This is a genomic window from Rhizobium sp. CB2179 (genome assembly GCF_057653455.1).
Map to the genome: position 1 here is coordinate 3176536 of NZ_CM172781.1, position 19280 is coordinate 3195815.

General features: G+C 60.6%; 19 protein-coding genes. 11 read left to right on the forward strand and 8 right to left on the reverse strand.

Annotated elements, in window-relative coordinates; genetic code table 11:
- The first annotated feature begins 202 nt into the window (after nt 1-202).
- From AC244Q_RS15920 to AC244Q_RS15940, 5 genes are all read left to right on the forward strand, one after another.
- Complete coding sequence (locus tag AC244Q_RS15920) at nt 203-811, forward strand: 50S ribosomal protein L25/general stress protein Ctc (RefSeq protein WP_012758445.1); 609 nt, start codon at nt 203-205, stop codon at nt 809-811.
- Nucleotides 812-996: 185 nt separating this feature from the next.
- A complete protein-coding gene (locus AC244Q_RS15925; RefSeq protein WP_012758446.1) occupies nt 997-3348 on the forward strand; it encodes an EAL domain-containing protein in 2352 nt (783 codons plus the stop codon).
- Nucleotides 3349-3373: 25 nt separating this feature from the next.
- Complete coding sequence (locus tag AC244Q_RS15930) at nt 3374-4087, forward strand: substrate-binding periplasmic protein (RefSeq protein WP_012758447.1); 714 nt, start codon at nt 3374-3376, stop codon at nt 4085-4087.
- 191 nt (nt 4088-4278) lie between these two features.
- Nucleotides 4279-5010, forward strand: a complete 732-nt coding sequence (pth, locus tag AC244Q_RS15935) for an aminoacyl-tRNA hydrolase (protein ID WP_012758448.1) — start codon at nt 4279-4281, stop codon at nt 5008-5010.
- On the forward strand, nt 5007-5468 hold the full coding sequence (locus AC244Q_RS15940) for a GNAT family N-acetyltransferase (RefSeq protein WP_128405961.1): 462 nt from the start codon (nt 5007-5009) through the stop codon (nt 5466-5468). The genes pth and AC244Q_RS15940 overlap by 4 nt, the downstream gene beginning before the upstream one ends.
- An 11-nt stretch (nt 5469-5479) precedes the next feature.
- On the opposite strand, the gene clpS is transcribed toward AC244Q_RS15940, so the two are convergent.
- Nucleotides 5480-5791, reverse strand: coding sequence for an ATP-dependent Clp protease adapter ClpS (clpS, locus tag AC244Q_RS15945; RefSeq protein WP_012758450.1), 312 nt, complete (start codon nt 5789-5791; stop codon nt 5480-5482).
- Nucleotides 5792-6133: 342 nt separating this feature from the next.
- Here clpS and ychF point away from each other — a divergent pair, with 342 nt between their 5' ends.
- Nucleotides 6134-7237 (forward strand): redox-regulated ATPase YchF, encoded by a 1104-nt coding sequence (gene ychF, locus AC244Q_RS15950; protein WP_012758451.1) that lies wholly within the window; start codon nt 6134-6136, stop codon nt 7235-7237.
- A 72-nt stretch (nt 7238-7309) separates the two neighbouring features.
- Here the strand turns inward: ychF and AC244Q_RS15955 are convergent, their stop codons facing one another.
- Complete coding sequence (locus AC244Q_RS15955) at nt 7310-8422, reverse strand: hypothetical protein (protein ID WP_012758452.1); 1113 nt, start codon at nt 8420-8422, stop codon at nt 7310-7312.
- 81 nt (nt 8423-8503) lie between these two features.
- Between AC244Q_RS15955 and AC244Q_RS15960 the strand changes: the two genes are divergently transcribed.
- Both AC244Q_RS15960 and AC244Q_RS15965 read left to right on the forward strand, forming a co-directional pair.
- The gene (locus tag AC244Q_RS15960; protein ID WP_012758453.1) at nt 8504-8995 is read left to right on the forward strand and encodes a MaoC family dehydratase; all 492 of its coding nucleotides are present in this window, start codon (nt 8504-8506) and stop codon (nt 8993-8995) included.
- On the forward strand, nt 8992-9459 hold the full coding sequence (locus AC244Q_RS15965) for a MaoC family dehydratase (protein WP_012758454.1): 468 nt from the start codon (nt 8992-8994) through the stop codon (nt 9457-9459). Before AC244Q_RS15960 ends, AC244Q_RS15965 begins: the two co-directional genes overlap by 4 nt.
- 24 nt (nt 9460-9483) lie before the next feature.
- Here the strand turns inward: AC244Q_RS15965 and AC244Q_RS15970 are convergent, their stop codons facing one another.
- From AC244Q_RS15970 to petA, 4 genes are all read right to left on the reverse strand, one after another.
- Nucleotides 9484-10026, reverse strand: coding sequence for an adenine phosphoribosyltransferase (locus tag AC244Q_RS15970; RefSeq protein WP_003561340.1), 543 nt, complete (start codon nt 10024-10026; stop codon nt 9484-9486).
- 115 nt (nt 10027-10141) lie between these two features.
- The gene (locus AC244Q_RS15975; RefSeq protein WP_012758455.1) at nt 10142-11026 is read right to left on the reverse strand and encodes a cytochrome c1; all 885 of its coding nucleotides are present in this window, start codon (nt 11024-11026) and stop codon (nt 10142-10144) included.
- A gap of 25 nt (nt 11027-11051) precedes the next feature.
- Nucleotides 11052-12320: a cytochrome b gene (locus AC244Q_RS15980; protein WP_012758456.1), complete on the reverse strand. Its 1269-nt coding sequence runs from the start codon at nt 12318-12320 to the stop codon at nt 11052-11054.
- Between the two features lie 14 nt (nt 12321-12334).
- A complete protein-coding gene (petA, locus tag AC244Q_RS15985; protein ID WP_012758457.1) occupies nt 12335-12913 on the reverse strand; it encodes a ubiquinol-cytochrome c reductase iron-sulfur subunit in 579 nt (192 codons plus the stop codon).
- A gap of 284 nt (nt 12914-13197) precedes the next feature.
- Between petA and AC244Q_RS15990 the strand changes: the two genes are divergently transcribed.
- Nucleotides 13198-14130: an endonuclease/exonuclease/phosphatase family protein gene (locus AC244Q_RS15990; protein ID WP_012758458.1), complete on the forward strand. Its 933-nt coding sequence runs from the start codon at nt 13198-13200 to the stop codon at nt 14128-14130.
- Here AC244Q_RS15990 and AC244Q_RS15995 read toward each other — a convergent pair.
- Nucleotides 14086-15999, reverse strand: a complete 1914-nt coding sequence (locus tag AC244Q_RS15995) for an ABC transporter ATP-binding protein (protein WP_012758459.1) — start codon at nt 15997-15999, stop codon at nt 14086-14088. The two genes, AC244Q_RS15990 and AC244Q_RS15995, sit on opposite strands and share 45 nt — an antisense overlap.
- A gap of 162 nt (nt 16000-16161) precedes the next feature.
- Between AC244Q_RS15995 and AC244Q_RS16000 the strand changes: the two genes are divergently transcribed.
- A complete protein-coding gene (locus AC244Q_RS16000; RefSeq protein ID WP_012758460.1) occupies nt 16162-16392 on the forward strand; it encodes a CopG family ribbon-helix-helix protein in 231 nt (76 codons plus the stop codon).
- A gap of 112 nt (nt 16393-16504) precedes the next feature.
- Here the strand turns inward: AC244Q_RS16000 and AC244Q_RS16005 are convergent, their stop codons facing one another.
- A complete protein-coding gene (locus AC244Q_RS16005; RefSeq protein ID WP_012758461.1) occupies nt 16505-18361 on the reverse strand; it encodes an ABC transporter ATP-binding protein in 1857 nt (618 codons plus the stop codon).
- A gap of 385 nt (nt 18362-18746) precedes the next feature.
- Between AC244Q_RS16005 and AC244Q_RS16010 the strand changes: the two genes are divergently transcribed.
- Nucleotides 18747-19208, forward strand: a complete 462-nt coding sequence (locus tag AC244Q_RS16010) for a tRNA (cytidine(34)-2'-O)-methyltransferase (RefSeq protein ID WP_128405962.1) — start codon at nt 18747-18749, stop codon at nt 19206-19208.
- Nucleotides 19209-19280 lie beyond the last annotated feature (72 nt).

Sequence of the window (19280 nt, forward strand, 5' to 3'; positions counted from 1 at the left end):
CCTTGGCGAAAGCGTGTATATGGGCGAAAAACAACCCAAATCCGCAACTTGCGTTTCCGATCGACTTATAATATAGGCCACCGGTCCGTGTAGACACCCTTGGAGGCAACGCGGATGAGGTCGGGTCATACCGCCTCCGGTTCGTCGGAACAAGGCTTTTGCCCGCCGCCGAACTCTCCAAATAACCTCGAAAGGAATAGCCATGAGCCAGGAAACTTACGAGCTCAAGGCCGAGGCGCGCGAACGGGTTGGTAAGGGGTCCGCCCGTGAACTTCGCCGCAACGGTTTGATTCCCGCTGTCATCTATGGTGACAAGCAGGCCCCCATTGCTATCGCTCTCAACACCAATGAGGTGACGAAGCGCATTCACGCCGGTGGTTTCATGACCACCGTGGCGACGATCGACGTCGACGGCAAGAAGCACAAGGTTCTGCCGAAGGACTACCAGCTCGATCCGGTCCGTGACTTCACCATGCATGTCGATTTCCTGCGCGTCTCCGGCAACACCCAGGTGACCGTCGAAATCCCCGTGCACTTCATCAACGAAGAGAAGTCCCCGGGCCTCAAGGTCGGCGGTGTTCTGAACATCGTTCGCCATGAAGTCGAAGTTCATTGCCCGGCCGATGCAATCCCTGAGTTCTTCAACATCGACCTCAGCGGCAAGAAGATCGGTGACAGCATCCATATCGCGGAAGTCACCCTGCCGAAGGGTGTCACTCCTGTGATCGACCGCGACTTCACGATCGCGACCATCATTGCCCCGGCTGGCGGCATTGACGAGAGTGCTGCGGAAGGTGGAGCCGAAGCCTGATCGCTTCGACCAATTTGTAAAGCATATGGCCCGCTTTCCCCTGGAAAGCGGGCTTTTCATTGTCCGGAAACGCCCCGTTTCAGCAACATTTAACAAATTCGTGAAAGCATGTTTCGTCAGCTGCGAAGAAGCCCGCCTCAACGCGCGACAGCAAATATGGCCGGCCTGGGGGAGTAGACGGAACCATGAACAATTCCGTTGAGAACAGATTTTTTGCGATAGTTTGCGGAGCGCTGCTCGTCTTTGTCGCTCCCCTCTTTGTTCTCTTCCTATTTCTTTCCTCGGAACGGGCCGACAAGGAAATACGCGACCATATCTCCGTTCTTCTTGTCGCCAATGCCCAGGCGCTGGCCAAACCGCTGTGGGATCTCGATGAGGAGAGCGTCACTCAGATCAGCGCGACGGTCGTTTCCCAGGGCGCCATCGTCAAGGTCGAAGTGCGTGACCAGTCAGGCCAGCTCGACGTCAGCCAGTCCACCATTCCGCGCTCCTTCGACGGCAAGCTGGTGCAGGTGTCGCGCGCCATCATCTACAACACCGTCGACGGTCCGAAGAACCTCGGCAGCATCAGCGTCTATTATCCTGCGCTCGGCCTGTTTTCCGGCCTGAAGCAGGAAGAGGTTGTCTTCATCTCGATCTTCATCTTCGCGGTGCTGACCGTTTTCGGCACGGCGCTGATCGGCAACCGCTTCTTCGTCATCCAGCCGTTGATGCGGCTGACGGCGGCGATCGAGGCCACCCGCCAGCTGGGCTCCCGCCACCATGTCGACTGGCAGTCGAACGACGAGATGGGGCGGCTTGCCCATAGCTTCAACGAGATGCAGACCAAGCTCGAAAGCGAGGAAAAGGAGCTGAAGCTTGCCCACCGCCGCGCCACCGACATCTACAATCTGACGCCCGCCATGCTCTTCTCGCTCGACGAGGAAGACCGCATCACCGCCGTCAGCGATTATTGGCTGCTTGCCACGGGTTACAACCGCGCCGCCATCATCGGCCGCAACTTCGCCGATCTCGTCACTCCCCCGACCCGCGACAAATTCGTCAAGCGCCGCCAGGGCGAAAGCGGCATGACCGTCACCGTCAAGTTCATCTGCCTGGATGGCCGCACCATGGACGTCCTTATTATGGAATCGGAGGCGGGCGCTGGCGCTCAAGACCGCCTCTCGCTATCGGTCATGGCCGATGTGACCGAACTCAAGGCCTCCGAGGACCGCAACCACCGCCAGGCAATCACCGATCACCTGACCGGTCTTCTCAATCGCCAGGGCTTCGAAGCCGTACTCGACAACAAGATCGCCGCCGCCGACGCTGCCGGCCACGAACTCGCCTGCCTCTTCGTCGATCTCGACCGCTTCAAGTGGATCAACGACAATATGGGCCACGCCGCCGGCGACATGGCGCTGATCGAGCTCGTCGAGCGCCTGAAGACCCATCTTGCCCCCTCCGACGAGGCCGCCCGTCTCGGCGGCGACGAATTTGCCATCCTGCTGCCGGCGAAGGACGCCGAAAAACGCGCCAAGGTGATGTGCGAGCAGATTGCCTCGATCTTCGAAACGCCGTTCGCCCCCGACATGCATCTGAGCGCTTCCGTCGGCATCGCCATCTATCCGCATCATGCCGCAACCGCGGCCGAACTGCTCCAGAAATCCGACATGGCGATGTATGCCAAGAAACGCGACGGCAAGAACGGCGCGCAGCTCTTCGACAATGCCATGCTCGACCGTGCCCGCAGCCGCGCCGAAATCGAGGCCAATATCGAAGCCGGCCTCGTCGACAACTGGTTCGAAGCCTTTCTGCAGCCGATCGTTACCCTGAACGGCCGAGGCATTGCCGGTTTCGAGGCGCTGATGCGCCTCAACCATCCGCAGAAGGGCTTGATGCCGCCGGCCGAGATCATCAGCGTCGCCGAGGAAACGGCAAAGATCGTCCGCGTCGGCAACGTCATCATGGAAAAGGCGATCGCCAACCTCGCGGAGATTTCCCGCATATCAGGCATGCAGGATACCTATCTCGCCATCAACTTCTCGCCGTTGCAGTTCGAGCCGGCGCTGCCGGCCCGTCTTGCCGCCATCGTCGGTCGCCACGGCATCCGCCCCGAGCGCATCGTCGTCGAGATCACCGAAGCCGTGCTGATGCACGACAACCCGCAGATCCGCATGATCGTCACGGAGCTTCGTCGCTTCGGTTGCCGCATCGCGCTTGACGATTTCGGCACCGGCTATTCGTCGCTGAGCTACCTCAACCGCTTCCCCGTCGACATCATCAAGATCGACCAGTCCTTCACCCGCGCGATCAACGACGGCGACGACGACGTGCGCCAGAAGAGCCGCATGCTGATCGAAGGCATCACCACGCTTTCCCACAAGATGAACTGCACCGTCATTGCCGAGGGCATCGAGACCGAAGAGGAATGCCGCACGCTCCACCAGATGGGGCTTGACTATGGTCAGGGCTATCTCTTCCATCGTCCACAGCACGCAGCCACGCTGATCGAGCAACTGATGGCCTTGCAGTCGGCCGTCGCACGCGCCTCGTAAACGACGAACCAAGGAGATGATACAGATGAAAAAGCTCCTGCTTCTCGCATGTCTGGCGCTGCCCTGCACCGCCCATGCGCAAACGGTGACGTTCACGACCGAGGACTATGCCCCTTTCAACTATCGCGAAGGCAAGGAGATCAAAGGCGCGACCGTCGAGCAAGTCGAAAAGGTGATGGCCGCGATCGGCGTCGATTACACGATCGAGATCATGCCCTGGGCGCGCGCTTTTAGCCTTGCCCGCACGGCGCCGATGACCTGTGTCTTCGCGACCGCCCACAATGGCGCACGCGACCCGTTGTTCAAATGGGTCGAGCCGCTGCTCATCGACCGCAACATCCTGATCACCCGCAAGGGCTCGGGCGTCACCGCCGACAATCTGGACAAGGCGAAGAAATATACGGTCGGCACGCAGCGCGAGGATTACACCGAGACGATCCTGAAAGAGAAAGGCTTCACCAAGCTCGATGTCGCCAGCGACTTCAACGCGACGCTGCGCAAACTGCTTGGCGGGCGCATCGACATGATGCCGATCTCCGAACTCTATTTCGAGAAGTTGCGGGTCGACCAGCCGGTGGAGATAGTGACCGTGCTCTCCTCCCAGCCGATGGGCATCGCCTGCGAGAAGAACTTTCCAGACGATCTGCTCACCAGGATGCAGGCTGCCCTCGACAAGCTGATCGCCGATGGCGACCAGAAGCAGATCTTCCTAAAATACGGCATGAACCTGTCGGAATGACCCTGGCGACAACTGCCCTTTCCGCTTGACTTTGCTTTCATTTCGCGGTGGTGAACGGCGGTAAGTTCTAAAGCGCGTCGGGATCTTTCAGATTCGCTTATCGCGCCTTAGGTCTTTGTTTTTACGCATGTCGTTGTCGCAAAACCGCTGCACACTTTTGCACGACATGCTTTAGCGAGGAAAGACAGGCCATGCTGATCATCGCGGGTCTCGGCAATCCCGGCGGCAAATACGCCGGCAACCGCCACAATATCGGCTTCATGGCCGTCGACGCCATCCATCGGCGCCACGGCTTCTCGCCCTGGTCGAAGAAGTTCCGGGCCGAGATCGCCGAGGGCGAGGTCGCCGGCGAGAAGGTGCTGCTGATCAAGCCGCAAACCTTCATGAACCTCTCCGGTGAGTCCGTCGGCGAGGCGATGCGCTTCTATAAGCTCCAGCCCACCGATCTTGTAGCGATCTACGACGAACTCGACCTTCCCCAGGGCAAGGCGCGGCTGAAGACCGGCGGCGGCCATAACGGCCACAATGGCATCAAGTCGCTCGATGCGCATTGCGGCAGGGAATACCGCCGGCTGCGCCTCGGTATCGGCCATCCCGGCATCAAGGAAATGGTGCAGAACCATGTGCTCGGCGATTTCGCCAAGGCCGACAAGGCCTGGCTGGAGCCGCTTCTCGACACGCTCGCCGACAATGCCGACATGCTGGTGCGAAACGAGGATTCGCAGCTGATGAACAAGATCGCGCTGGCGCTCGGCGGCAAGGCCGAGGAGGAGAAACCGGCGAAGGAAAAGAAGGACGCCGAGAAGAAGCCGGCCGGCCAGTCGCATATCCATCAGGCCCGCAACCACAATCAGCCGAAGCTGCCGGCCTCCGGCCCGATGGCCGACATGTTGAAGAAGATGTTCGGCAACAAGGGGGAATGAGACCGGTGCCGCACGAAGATTTCGCCATCCGTGCCGCAGCCGCCGGCGACCTTCCCGGGCTGACCATCCTCTACCAGCACTTGAACCAGACCGATCCGGTTCTCGACAGGGCCCTGGCTGAAGAGCGCTTCTCCATCATCCTCGCCCAGCCCGGCATGACCGTTTTCATCGGCTTCGCCGGCGATCTCGCCGTTGCAACCGCCACCCTGATCGTCGTGCCGAACATGACGCGCAACGGCGCCTCCTATGCGCTGATTGAAAACGTCGTCACCCACGCCGATCACCGCCAGCGCGGTTATGCCGGCGCCGTCATCGGCCATGCAGTGACGCAGGCTTGGAAGGCCGGCTGCTACAAGGTGATGCTGCTCACCGGCTCGAAGAGCCCGGCGACGCTGCGCTTCTACGAGAATTGCGGCTTCGTTCAGGACAAGACCGGCTATCAGATCCGCCGGCCCTGAACCCGAAATGCCTATTCCTCCGGCTCCGCGGTGAACATCAGCGGATAGCCCATGCCCTTGGCAAGGTCGATGCCCTCCTTGGCCTTGGTCTCCGCGATGTCCTTGGCGCAGACCACGACCACGCATGAACCGAGCTTGTGCGCCGTCATCATCACCCGGTAGCCGGTCTCCTCGCTCATGCGGAAGACGGCCTTCAGGATCATGATCACCAATTCGCGCGGCGTATAATCGTCATTGACGAGGATGACCTTGTAGAGCTTCGGCTTATCCAGCTTCGGCTTCACCTTGGTCTTCGGTTTCAGGGCAATGTCATTGTCACTCATCGGAAAAATCCACCCGTTGATGACATGGAGTTGGTAATCTTCAAAACCAGCTAATCATTGTCGATGACGAATTTTCGACGGTCAACCGGCGCGGCTCCCGGCCTCAAACAGGCAGGGGCAGGTCGCCGGCTTCGATACTGAGAGGGGCAACTGCGTCCATGCGAACAGCGACCGGCATTCTGATGAAATCAGCAATATGTCGAAATCTCCATCGCTTTCAAGAATAGGCCAGCACCGATCCATCGGCAAGTGAGCGACGTTAAAAGCTCTCTAAGACTTGACCATAATGCTCCTTTATCCCATAGGCACCAGCAAGGAATTCAAGAACAGCAGGTTTTAGCGATGGGCTTCAAATGCGGTATCGTCGGGCTGCCGAATGTCGGCAAATCGACCCTCTTCAACGCGCTCACCAAGACGGCGGCGGCACAGGCGGCGAATTATCCCTTCTGCACCATCGAGCCGAACACCGGCGAAGTCGCCGTTCCCGATCCGCGCATGCGCAAGCTTGCCGACATCGCCAAGTCCAAGGAACTAATCCCGACCCGCATCTCCTTCGTCGACATTGCCGGCCTGGTGCGCGGCGCCTCGAAGGGTGAAGGCCTCGGCAACCAGTTCCTCGCCAATATCCGCGAAGTCGACGCCATCGTCCATGTGCTACGCTGCTTCGAAGACAGCGACATCACGCATGTCGAGGGGCGCATCAACCCGGTCGCCGATGCCGAGACGATCGAGACCGAGCTGATGCTTGCCGACCTCGAAAGCCTGGAGCGCCGCACCGAGCAGACGCGCAAGCGCGCCACCGGCAAGGACAAGGAATCGGTGGCGATGCTGCCGATCATGGATGCCTCGCTGAAGCTGCTCAACGAAGGCAAGCCGGTTCGCACGCTGCTGTCGACGCTCGATGCGGAAGAAATCGTCATCCTCAAGAGCCTCAATCTTCTGACCTCGCATCCGGTGCTCTACGTCTGCAACGTCGCCGAAGGCGATGCTTCGACCGGCAACGAATTCACCGAGGCTGTTGCCGTCATGGCGAAGGAACAGGGTGCCGAAACCGTCGTCATCTCGGCGGCGATCGAATCGGAGGTTGCCCAGCTTCCCGAAGAAGAAGCCAAGGAATTCCTCTCCGCCCTCGACCTTGACGAGGCCGGCCTCGACCGGCTGATCCGGGCCGGCTACAAGCTGCTCCACCTCATCACCTATTTCACTGTCGGCCCGAAGGAAACGCGCGCCTGGACGATCGAGCGCGGCACCAAGGCGCCACAGGCCGCCGGCGTCATCCATTCGGATTTCGAGCGTGGCTTCATCCGCGCAAACACCATCGCCTATGACGACTACATCAAATACAACGGCGAAGTCGGCGCCAAGGATGCCGGCAAGGCGCGCGACGAAGGCAAGGAATACGTCGTCCAAGACGGCGACGTCATCCATTTCCGCTTCAACACCTGATCGCAGACCGCTGCTGTCTCGACCAATGCATCTCGCCCAAACTGCTCGGCGGTTTGGGCGAAATCATAAGGTCTACGATACCGCCCCCGCGACGGCAGGCGGCAATCTCTGCGAGATTACCAGCGGCAGCGCCCGCAGCACGATACGGCGCAGCGGCATCCAGCCTGTTCCGATGATGAGCACGATCGCTCCAACGACGATCAGCGTCGTGAAGATATAGGTATCAACAGTCGCACTCCCTTGGCGGAAAATGCCGTAGATCGCAAAACCGAGCGACAGCAGGCCTGACGTGACGAAGGCGCGCCGGTCGATGACAAGGCCGATCAGCATCAACACCGCCACGCTGATGACAATGATGGGCGTCTTGATCGACACGGCCCGGGCAACATCCAGCAAATTGCCGTCGAACGACATCAGCAGCCTTACGCTGAAGAGCAGTGCCGGTGCCGCACCCAGATGAAGCCAGAAGGCGATATCGGAGCGTATCGTCCGGCGCAACCGGTCGCCGAGGTCGAAATAGAGCGCCGTTGCAAACAGCCCGAGCGCGCAAACGAGGAAGACCACCGCGAACAGGAGGGGATGGTTGGAGAAGAATTGCGGATCGCCACTCGCCCATTGCATGAGGCGCAATAGCAAGGTGAACACCAGTGCAAGGGCCGAGGTGATGCAGAGCGCCAGCGACAGCGGCACGCGGTACCGGGCATAATAGAGGCCGAGAACGATCGGGAAGCCGGCGACGAACTGCGTCGCCTCCGCCCCAATATTATTGAAGGCTGATGTTCCCGGTTTGAAGAAGAAGGACATCAGCAGGAATGTCCAGCAGAACAGCGCGATCGTCAGGCTGACGGCCGGCAGGGCAAGCCGCTGGCGGCGCACCAGGATTTCCGAAAGCACGATGATCGTAGGCAGTACGGCATAAAGTGCGGCAAGCCCCCAGAGGCCGCCGAGCGCCACCACGACGCCGATGGTGATCAGCACGTCGTGGAAGCCGCGCACGAAGCTTGGCGTCTCTGTATCCGACCAGGCCTGCCCCTCCGCCGCCATTGCCGGCTGTGCCTCAGCGACGCCGCCCCCGACGACGGCGACCCCGCGCTCCATCAGGAACGGCAAAAGCCGCCCGCCCGCCTCCGGCGAAATCAGCTCCTGGCGCACGGCCTCGTCAAGTATCGACCTTAGTTCAGTCATGCCGGTTTATCTCCCCGGAATCATTGAGCCCGGGCGGATGCTATTGTAAGCATTGTGCGCTGCATATGGCGGGAGGAACGAATGTCGGCAGAAAAGCTTTCCTTCGAGGATTTCCAGCTCGACCGCCGCTTCGCGCTTGGCCCGAAGCTGGTGACCACCGAGGAAATCATTGAGTTCGCAAGCGAATTCGACCCGCAACCGATGCATATCGATGAGGCTGCCGGCCGCGCCAGCATTCTCGGCGGCCTTGCCGCTTCCGGATGGCATACCTCTTCTATGTTCATGCGCATGATGGCCGACAGTTATGTGCTGCATTCGCTCTGCGAAGGTGCGCCGGGCGTCGATCTGATGGAATGGCGAAAGCCGGTGCTTGCCGGCGACACGCTATCTGGCCATTCGACCGTGCTTGAAGCCCGGCCGATGCGCTCGCGCCCTGGCATAGGCATCGTCAAGTTTCGCCACGAGGTAGAAAACCAGCGCGGCGAACTCGTCTGCGTCTCGGAGAATTCAGTCATGTTCGGCATGCGTGCCCGGCCCGCGGATATCGGCATAAGCCCGGAGACATCAGCATGAGGATGTCCGAGCTTTACGCGGTTGGCGAGAAGGCCGAGATCGGCAAGTACACTTTTACCGAGGAAAACATCATCCGTTTCGCGACGCGCTACGATCCGCAGCGTTTCCACGTCGACAAAGAAGCCGCCAAAGACACCCTCTTCGGCGATCTCTGCGCCTCGGGCTGGCACACCGCCGCCGCCTGGATGCGGACCTTCCTCGCCTTTTGGGAAAGGCAAAGCGCCGCACTCGCGCAAAAGGGCCAGACGTCACCGAACCTCGGCCCCTCACCCGGTTTCCAGAAACTGCAATGGCTGCGGCCGGTTTTCGCAGGCGACGTCGTGACCTATTCCGTCGCCTTCCTCTCCAGCCGGGCGCTCGCGTCGCGGCCGGGATGGCACCTCAACACCATCCTCTGCGAGGGCGTCAATCAAAACGGCGATACCGTTATCCGCTTCGAAAGCGGCGTGCTCGAATTCGACTGACGCTGCAGGCACGAGGACGAGGGCTCAGTGGCCGGAAAATTCGACCAGCGTGTGCACGACGACGCCGAGCTCTTCCAGCTTCTTGCGTCCGCCGAGGTCCGGCAGATCGATGACGAAGCAAGCGCCGACCACTTCCGCGCCGATCTGGCGCAGCAGCTTCGTCGCGCCGACCGCCGTGCCGCCGGTGGCGATCAGGTCGTCGACCAGGATCACCTTCTCGCCGGGCTGGACAGCATCGCGATGCATCTCCATCTCGTCGACGCCATATTCCAGGCTGTAGGCGATGCGCACGGTCTCGTGCGGCAGCTTGCCCTTCTTGCGGATCGGCACGAAGCCTGAGGAGAGCTGGTGCGCCACCGCGCCGCCGAGGATGAAGCCGCGCGCCTCCATGCCGGCGATCTTGTCGATCTTCGTGCCTGCATAGGGCTGCACGAGCTCATCGACCGCCCGGCGGAAAGCGCGTGGGTTGCCGAGCAGTGTGGTGATGTCGCGGAAAATGATGCCGGGTTTGGGGTAGTCGGGAATGGAGCGGATGCTGGCTGCAAGCTCCGAAGTCGTATTGTTCATGGAAAATCCATATCTGCGAAGGCATGAAACTGGCCGGACTTTATCAATTGCCAGGGGCGGAACCAACAAAAAAGGCGGCCCGCAGGCCGCCTTTCGAAATCTGGCGGGGAACCGCTCAGTGTTCCTTATTGGCGTAGATCGAGCGCTTCGTCAGGTAGATCAGCACCGTGAAGATCGCCAGGAAGATCATGACCATGAAGCCCGTGCGCTTGCGCTCCTCGAGATGCGGCTCGGCGGCCCACATCAGGAAGGCGGAGACGTCCCTCGAATACTGGTCGACCGTCGCCGGCGCGCCATCGTCATAGGTCACCTGACCGTCGGAGAGCGGCTTCGGCATGGCAAGGACGGCGGCAGCGTGAAAATAAGGATTGTAATGTGAACCCTGCGCCACCTGGAAGCCGGCCGGCGGCTCTTCATAGCCGGTCAGCAGCGCGTGGATGTAATCCGGGCCACCTTCCTGATACTGCGTGAAGATGTCGAAGACGAATTGCGGGAAGCCGCGCTCGACCTCGCGAGCCTTTGCAATCAGCGAAAAGTCAGGCGGAGCCGCACCGTTGTTGGAGGCAGCAGCGGCCTCCGCATTGGCGAAAGGCGCCGGGAAGTGGTCGGAGGGGACCGCCTTGCGGGTAAACATCTCGCCGGTGGCGTTCGGGCCGTCCTGGACCTCGTAGTTCGCGGCGAAAGCCTTCACCTGCGCCTCGGAATAACCGAGCTCATCAAGCATGCGGAAGGGCACGAGGTTCATCGAATGGCAGGCGGAACAGACTTCGGTGTAAACCTTGAGGCCGCGCTGAAGCTGACCCTTGTCGTAGTGGCCGAACGGACCGGCAAAAGTCCATTCCTCCTCCTTCGGCTCCTTCAGCGGATAGTGCGGCGTCTCACTTTCCGCGTGATGGGCCGGAGCCGCACCGTTGGCGGGCGTCGCCTCCTGGGCCAGCACCGCACTGCCGAGACCGGCGGCAAATGCGAGCGAGAGAATGCTTGTAACAAGCGTTTTCATATTTCTATTCCCTTCCGTCGCTCGCTTATGCCTTGACCGCTACGGTCTTGTTGCGCTTTTCGAGCACCGCTTCGGTGATCGAGTTCGGGATGCGACGCGGTGTTTCCACCAAGCCGAGAACCGGCATCGCGACCAGGAAGAAAGCGAAGTAGAGGAGCGTGCAGATCTGCGAGATCGTGGTGAACAAGCCTTCCGCCGGCTGCGAACCGAGCCAGCCGAGGATGATCGCGTTGATCACGAACAGCCAGTAGAACAGCTTGTACCAGGGGCGGTAGACGGCGGAACGGACCTTTGAGGTATCGAGCCAGGGCAGGAAGAACAGCACGATGATCGCGCCGAACATCACGAGCACGCCGCCGAGCTTGGAGTCGATCGGGCCGACGTTGAAGGTGATCGAGCGCAGCATCGCGTAGAACGGCAGGAAGTACCATTCCGGAACGATGTGGGCCGGCGTCTTCAGCGGGTCGGCCGGGATGTAGTTGTCGGCATGGCCTAGGAAGTTCGGCAGGTAGAAGACGAAATAGGCATAGACCATCAGGAAGATTGAGACGCCGAGCGCATCCTTCATCGTCGCATAAGGCGTGAAGCGCACCGTGTCCGTCTTCGTCTTGACCTCGACGCCCGTCGGGTTCGTCTGGCCGACGACGTGCAGCGCCCAAATGTGCAGGATGACGACGCCGGCGATCATGAAGGGCAGCAGGTAGTGCAGCGAGAAGAAGCGGTTCAGCGTCGGGTTTTCGACCGCAAAGCCGCCGAGTAGGAACTGCTGCACCCATTCGCCGACCAGCGGAAAGGCGGAGAAGAAGCCGGTGATGACGGTGGCGCCCCAGAAGGACATCTGGCCCCAGGGCAGAACATAGCCCATGAAGCCGGTCGCCATCATCAGGAGGTAGATGACCACGCCGAGGATCCAGAGGATTTCGCGGGGCGCCTTGTAGGAGCCGTAATAGAGGCCTCGGGCGATGTGCAGGTAGACCGCGACGAAGAAGAAGGATGCGCCGTTGGCATGCATATAGCGCAGCAGCCAACCGTGGTTCACGTCACGCATGATCTTTTCGACGGAGTTGAAGGCAACCGACGATTCGGCCGCATAGTGCATGGCGAGCGTAACACCCGTCAGGATCTGCACCACCAGCATAACGGCGAGCATGGCGCCGAAGGTGTAGGCGTAGTTCAGGTTACGCGGAACCGGATAGGCGACGAAGCTGTCATAGACCATGCGCGGCAGCGGAAGGCGCGCATCGACCCATTTCTCGAGGCCGGTTGATGGCTCGTAGCTGGAATGGCCACTCATTAATCAGTCTCCCCTCAACCGATCTTGATCTTGGTATCGGACAAAAATGAAAAGGTCGGAATCGCCAGGTTCTGCGGCGCCGGGCCTTTGCGGATGCGGCCGGCCGTGTCGTAGACCGAGCCATGACAGGGACAGAACCAACCATTGTATTCGCCGGCCTGGCCGAGCGGCACGCAACCGAGATGCGTGCAGGTGCCGATCATGACGATCCAGTTTTCCTTGCCCTTGCCGCCCGAACGGTCAACACCCGTTGCCTGAGCGTCGACAGGAAGGTTTGCATTGCGCGCGACCGGGTCCTTCAGATCAGCAAGCTGGACGGCATTTGCCGCTTCCACTTCCTCAGGCGTGCGGTTGCGGATGAAGATCGGCTTGCCGCGCCATTTAACCGTCAGGGACATGCCGGGCTCGAGGCTGGCAACGTCGACTTCGATGGAGGCGAGAGCAAGCGTCGAAGCGTCAGGACGCATCTGATCAATGAACGGCCAAGCGACCGCGACGGCGCCGACGGCGCCTGCCATACCAGTGGTGAGATAAAGGAAATCACGGCGAGTGGGTTCGCCCATGCCCTCGCTTGTCGTTTCGTGTTCGCTCACGGCTAACATCCTCTGCGCAATTTTCGCGGAATTCCGCCCTGCCCCCTCTACCGGCGAATCTCTCTGGACACAATTCGGCCATAGATTCCCCGGCAATCCGGCGCGTTCTATGCTTGATCGCAAATTATGTCCAGCCTTGGCAAGGGGATGAGGGCACAATGTCGCGGGAAATTTCGGATGAATTTTTTAAGGCAAACACGCGCTTGCCATTATGTTGCATTGCAACAAAAACGCCCTCGTGATAGGCGCAGTCCAAGCCATGCCAGTGAGCCGGACCGGAGCGGATGAGAGACACGATTTTTTGCGTATTCAGCGTTCTCACGACCCTCGTTCTCGCCATTATCTCCCTGCGATACGTCACCGATTTCTATCTGCTATCTTTCTTTTACAGCTTCCAGGTCCATCTGGCGGTGGCCGGCACTGTGGCCTCGGTCGCTGCCCTTCTCGTCAAGCGGCACTGGTATGGCCTGCTGACCCTCGCAATATCGGTGGTCCTTGCCGTCCACGGTGTCGTGATGATGCGCGAATTCGTCGAACCATCCGTCGAGGAGAGCCGCCCGGCCCTGTTCAGGCTGATGTCCTTCAATATCGAGAACGATAATTTTGCAAACGGCCCTGACATCGCCGACATGGTCATTGGCTCGGGTGCGGACGCCGTCAACATCCTGGAGGCTGAACCGCTGCTGTCGGAACTGCCACGGTTGCTGAAGACCTATCCCTATTACGTCGGCTGCGGCGTCGGCATGGAGCAATGCGACACGCTGGTGCTGTCGAAACGTCCGCTGATCGAACCCCGCATCCGCAATCTCGGCCTGCTCTGGCGCAACCGGCTGACGATCTCGACGATCGATTTCGATGGCCAGAAGGTCAATTTCCTCGCCGCGCACCTGACCAAACCTTATTACGACGAATTCCACGGCCTCGAAATCTGGGATCTCGCGGAGATCATCCCTACCCTTTCGGGACCACTCGTTCTCGCCGGTGATTTCAATACGTCGATTCTCGCGCCCGACGTGCAGTATCTCATGCGCACTCAAGCCCTGGGCACGGTATCGCTGGAACCCGCGACATGGCCGATCCGCGCCGGCGCCTTCGGCATTCCGATCGATCATATCTTTACCCGGGCGCCGCTGCGGCTGAAATCGGTTCGCCGCATCGAGAATGGCTTCGGGTCAAATCATTTTGGCCTCATGGCGGAATTCGTCATCGACCCTTGAGCCCGCATCCTCGTCTGTAGCAAGGAAGCCGCCGGACTGGCGCGCCCAAAGTTCGGCATAGAGCCCGCCGTGGCGAAGCAGTTGGTCATGGCTGCCTTCCTCGATGATCCGCCCGAGATCGATGACGATCAGCCGGTCGAGCGCGGCGATCGTCGACAGCCGATGGGCGATCGCAAGCACTGTCTTGCCTTCCATGATCCGATGGAGATTGGACTGGATCGCCTCTTCCACTTCCGAATCGAGCGCCGACGTCGCTTCGTCGAGAACGAGGATCGGCGCGTCCTTCAGCATGACCCGGGCAATAGCGATACGCTGCCGCTGCCCGCCTGACAGTTTGACGCCGCGTTCGCCGACATGCGCATCGAAACCTCTACGACCCTGCTGATCCTGCAGACGTTCGATGAAGTCGATGGCTTCGGCGCGCCTTGCCGCCTCCACCAGCCCCTCCTCGCCGGCATCGGGCCGTCCGAACAGGATATTGTCGCGCACGGAACGATGCAGCAGCGAGGTGTCCTGGCTGACGACGCCGATCTGCATCCTGAGAGATTCCTGCGTCACCGCTGCAATATCCTGGCCGTCGATGAGAATGCGGCCGTCCTGAATATCGTAGAGGCGCAGCAGCAGGTTCATCAGCGTCGATTTCCCGGCACCCGAACGGCCGACGATCCCGACCTTTTCGCCCGGGCGGATGGTCAGGGAGAAATTCTCGACGACCGGCTGATGACCCTTGCCGTAACGGAACGAAACATCGTCGAAGCGGATGCCGGGCTGTCGGATCACCAGGGACTTCGCATCCGGCCGATCGACGAGCCCCAGAGGCTGGGAGATCAGCTCGGCGGCGTTCTGGATGGTACCGAGATTGCGCATGATGCCGTTGAACTGCGTCATCAGCCGTCCGAGCAGGAAATTCAGCCTGAGCACCAGCGCCAGCGAAAACGCCACGGCGCCGGAACTCACCAGGCCGCGCAGCCAGAGATCGACGCTCAGCCCCGCCATCGTTACGATCATCAGGCCGGAGAGCAGCGCCATCGAGGCCCGGACGCCGGTGATGAACCGCGTGAAGCGCAACACCGTATCCTGATAGATATCAAAGCCCTGACGCATGTAGCGGTCGCTCTCCTCGTCGCGGGCAAACAGCTTCAGCGTCTGCATGTTGCTGTAGGAGTCGACCATCCGGCCGTTCAGCATCGATCCGGCTTCCGCCGTCTCGCGGGAATGCTGGCGGATCCGCGGAACGAAGTGGCGGGCAAGCAGGCTGAAGGCGCCAAGCCAGAACAGCACGACGGCGGCAAGGGAAAAGTCCAGCCGGGCGACGAGCACGAGCGTCGTTACGGCATAGATGCCGACGAACCAGACGCTTTCCATCAGCGAGGTGACGAGATCGCCGGTGGCCTGTCCGGCCGACCAGACCTTGGTGACGATGCGCCCGGAAAAATCGCTCTGGAAGAACGACAATGACTGCCTGGAGACATGGAGATAGGATTGCCAGCGTGCGAGATTGTAGAAGCCAGGCGTGATCACCTGCTGGTCGACGAGCGCGATCAGGAAGGCGATGACGAAGCGCACCAGCCCGATGAGGGCGAGCATCCCGAACAATTCGCCGCCATGGGCAGCGAGAAGGCCGCTCCAGCCGGCCCCCGGCGTGATGCTGCCGAGGATATCGACCAACCGCCCGACGAACCAGAAGAGTGCGGCCTCTATCGCCGCCGACGTGCCGCCGAGAACGAGCATGGCGATGAACGGCATCCTCGCCTGGCCGATATAGAACCAGATGAATCCGAGCGTCGAGCGCGGCGGCTGCAGATTGGCGCGTGGGCGGAACGGATCGATCCAGGTTTCGAACCGGCGGAGGATGGGGTGCAGCAACATAGAAGCGATATAGGCGGATTAGCCGTGCCGGCAAAGGGAATGAAAAGCGGACAGAATGTTATATTTTGGTAATTATCGGTAACATCGGCGGCATACCCATTGAATGCCCCCGAACCGGTCACAATCTCACGTTACGATCGCGCTTTACCGGAGACCATATCCATGGAAACGAAAATGCTCGATGTGCATGTTCCGCTTCCGCTTGCAGAAAGGCTGGATGCCCTGGCATTCGCCCTGGGGTTGCCGCGCGACGAGATCGTCGCCGAGGCCATTACCACCTGGATCGATCAGGAGGAGCACCGCCGCCTCGTCGCGCTTCGCACGATCGCCGCCGCCCACACAATGGTCGTCGTCGAAACTCACCGCGTGATCGATTGGGCCGACAGCCTTTGATCGGATAGGACGCAAACGCGCTCAGATCTTCAGCAACGGTCGGCAAGCTGGAACCCCCCTAAGAATTCACGAGGCCCTCTCCGCTTTCGCAGGGAGGGCCTCATTACTCTTATTATTCCGCCGCCACTTCCGCTTCGTCGGCGTGATCGGAGAGGAAGCCGCCGGACTGACGGTTCCAGAGGTCGGCATAGATGCCGCCTCCTGCGATCAGCTCACTGTGCGAGCCGGCCTCGATGATCCGGCCCTTGTCGAGCACGATCAGCTGGTCCATCTCCGTCAGCGTCGACAGCCGGTGGGCGATGGCGATCACCGTCTTGCCCTCCATCAGGGCGAAGAGGTTTTCCTGGATCGCCGCCTCGACTTCCGAATCGAGTGCCGAGGTTGCCTCGTCGAGCACCAGGATCGGCGCGTCCTTCAGGAAGACGCGGGCGATCGCGACGCGCTGCCGCTGGCCGCCGGAGAGCTTGACGCCGCGTTCGCCGACCTGCGCGTCGAGCCCCGCGCGGCCCTGCATGTCGACCAGGCCTTCGATGAACTCCCAGGCATTGGCGCGTTTGGCGGCCTCGATCACCTCGTCGTCCGTTGCTTCGGGGCGCCCATAGGCGATGTTGTCGCGGATCGAGCGATGCAACAGCGAAGTGTCCTGCGTCACCACGCCGATCAGCGAACGCAGGCTTTCCTGCGAAACGCCGGCGATGTCCTGCCCATCGATTGTGATGCGGCCGGCCTCCAGGTCGTAGAAGCGCAGCAACAGGTTCATCAGCGTCGTCTTGCCGGCGCCGGAGCGGCCGACCAGACCAACCTTCTCGCCGGCCTTGATGTCGAGCGACAGGTTGTCGATGACGCCCTTGCTCTTGCCGTAGTGGAAGCGGATGCGGTCATAGTGGATCGCGCCCTTCTTCGCCGTCAGGGTGGGTGCGCCCGGCTTGTCGACGATGTCGTGCTGTTTGCTCATCATCTCCATGCCGTCATAGACCGTGCCGATATTCTCGAACAGCGCCGAGACTTCCCACATGATCCATTGCGACATGCCGTTGACGCGCATGGCAAGACCGATGGCGATGGCGATGGCGCCGACTGAGATCGCCCCGTTCAGCCAGAACCAGATCGACATGCCCGAGATGACGAAGAGCGCAACGCAGTTGTTCACGTAGACGAAGATGTGGAAGAGCGTCACCTTGCGCATCTGCTTGTGCACGGTCTGCAGGAACTCGTCCATGCCTTCCTTGGCATAGACCTCCTCGCGGCCCGCATGCGAAAACAGCTTGACCGTCGCGATATTCGTATAGCTGTCGACCACGCGCCCCGTCATCATCGAACGCGCATCCGCCTGCGCCGCCGCGATCTTGCGAAGCCGCGGCACGAAATAGGCGACGATGCTGATATAGACCGCGAGCCAGACGAGGATCGGGATCATCAGCCGCCAGTCGGCTGCCGCAATCACGATGATCATCGTCAGAAAGTAGGTGACGACATAGACGAAGACGTCGAGGATCTTCATCACCGTTTCGCGCACCGCAAGCGAGGTCTGCATCACCTTGGTGGCGACACGCCCGGCAAACTCGTTGGCGAAGAACGACATGCTGTGACGCAGCAGGAAGCGGTGCATCTGCCAGCGTGCGATCATCGGATAATTGCCGAGCATCATCTGGTGCATGATGAGCGAATCGAGCCCGGCTACCAAAGGCAGGCCGATCAGCACCAGCGCCGCCATCCAGAAAAGCTTGTGGCCTTCTCTCTCCAGGAATGTGGCGCGGTCGGCATTGGTCAGCCAGTCGACGATGTCGCCAAGGAACTGGAAAAGCGCCACTTCGCCGATCGCGATCAGCGCGGTCAGCACAGCCATCAGGCCGAGCCAGGGCGCGGCCGGCTTGCTGTAGTGCCAGCAGAAGGCAAAGAGACCTTTCGGCGGGACGACGGGATCCTCGCTTGGAAAGGGATTGAGTCGCTGTTCGAACCAGCCAAACATGAAATTGCTCCGAAACGTCAGCGTTCCGGCTCCCGGCTTCGCGCCATCCCAGCGCTATGCAAGCACATATGGGAACCGAACGTTCAAGGGGCGAGGCTGAAACAGCCGCACAATGGATCAAAAGAGGGATTTCAGGAAGAAATACGCACTAGCGGCGGCGTGTCGCCTTAATCGGCATCACGGCGGGAAGGCGCATATCGAGCAAAATATTCATTGTGACCCTCCCTGCTGGCGATTGAAGATAGGCATGGATAACGCGAAAATCGCGAAATTTCCAGCCCCGTATTGCCGTAAATTGAACGTTTCCATGTCAAAATGCGCCCTGTTGCGCCGAAATCACAGTTGCATTAGGTCCTAAGCGGCGAAAGCGGGAAAAGGGCGCGTCATGACCTCACTCAGACTTGCACTCTATCAGCCGGATATAGCAGGCAATACCGGCACCATCCTGCGTCTTGCCGCCTGCCTCGGCTTTGCCGTCGATCTGATCGAGCCCGCCGGCTTCGACATCTCCGACCGCAACCTGAAACGGGCCGGCATGGACTACATCGCCGCCGCCGCCCTCACCCGCCATGTCAACTGGGACCGCTTCGAGGCGTGGCGTCTGACCACCGGCCGCCGCCTGATCCTCGCCTCGACCAAAGCTGCGGAGCGCTACACCGATCTTACCTTCCGCCCCGACGATGTCCTGCTCTTCGGCCGCGAAAGCGCCGGCGTGCCGGATCAGGTGCATGAGAGGGCCGATGCGCGCGTGCTGATCCCGATGGTCGAAGGCCAGCGCTCGATCAACGTCGCCGTCTCCGCCGCGATGATCGTCGGCGAGGCGATGCGCCAAACCGTCTGGGCCTGACGGACACCGGCGCTGGCAGAGCAAAAGCCCGCGAAATTGCCGATCCGCTCCGGAATATGTCGCAAAATAACG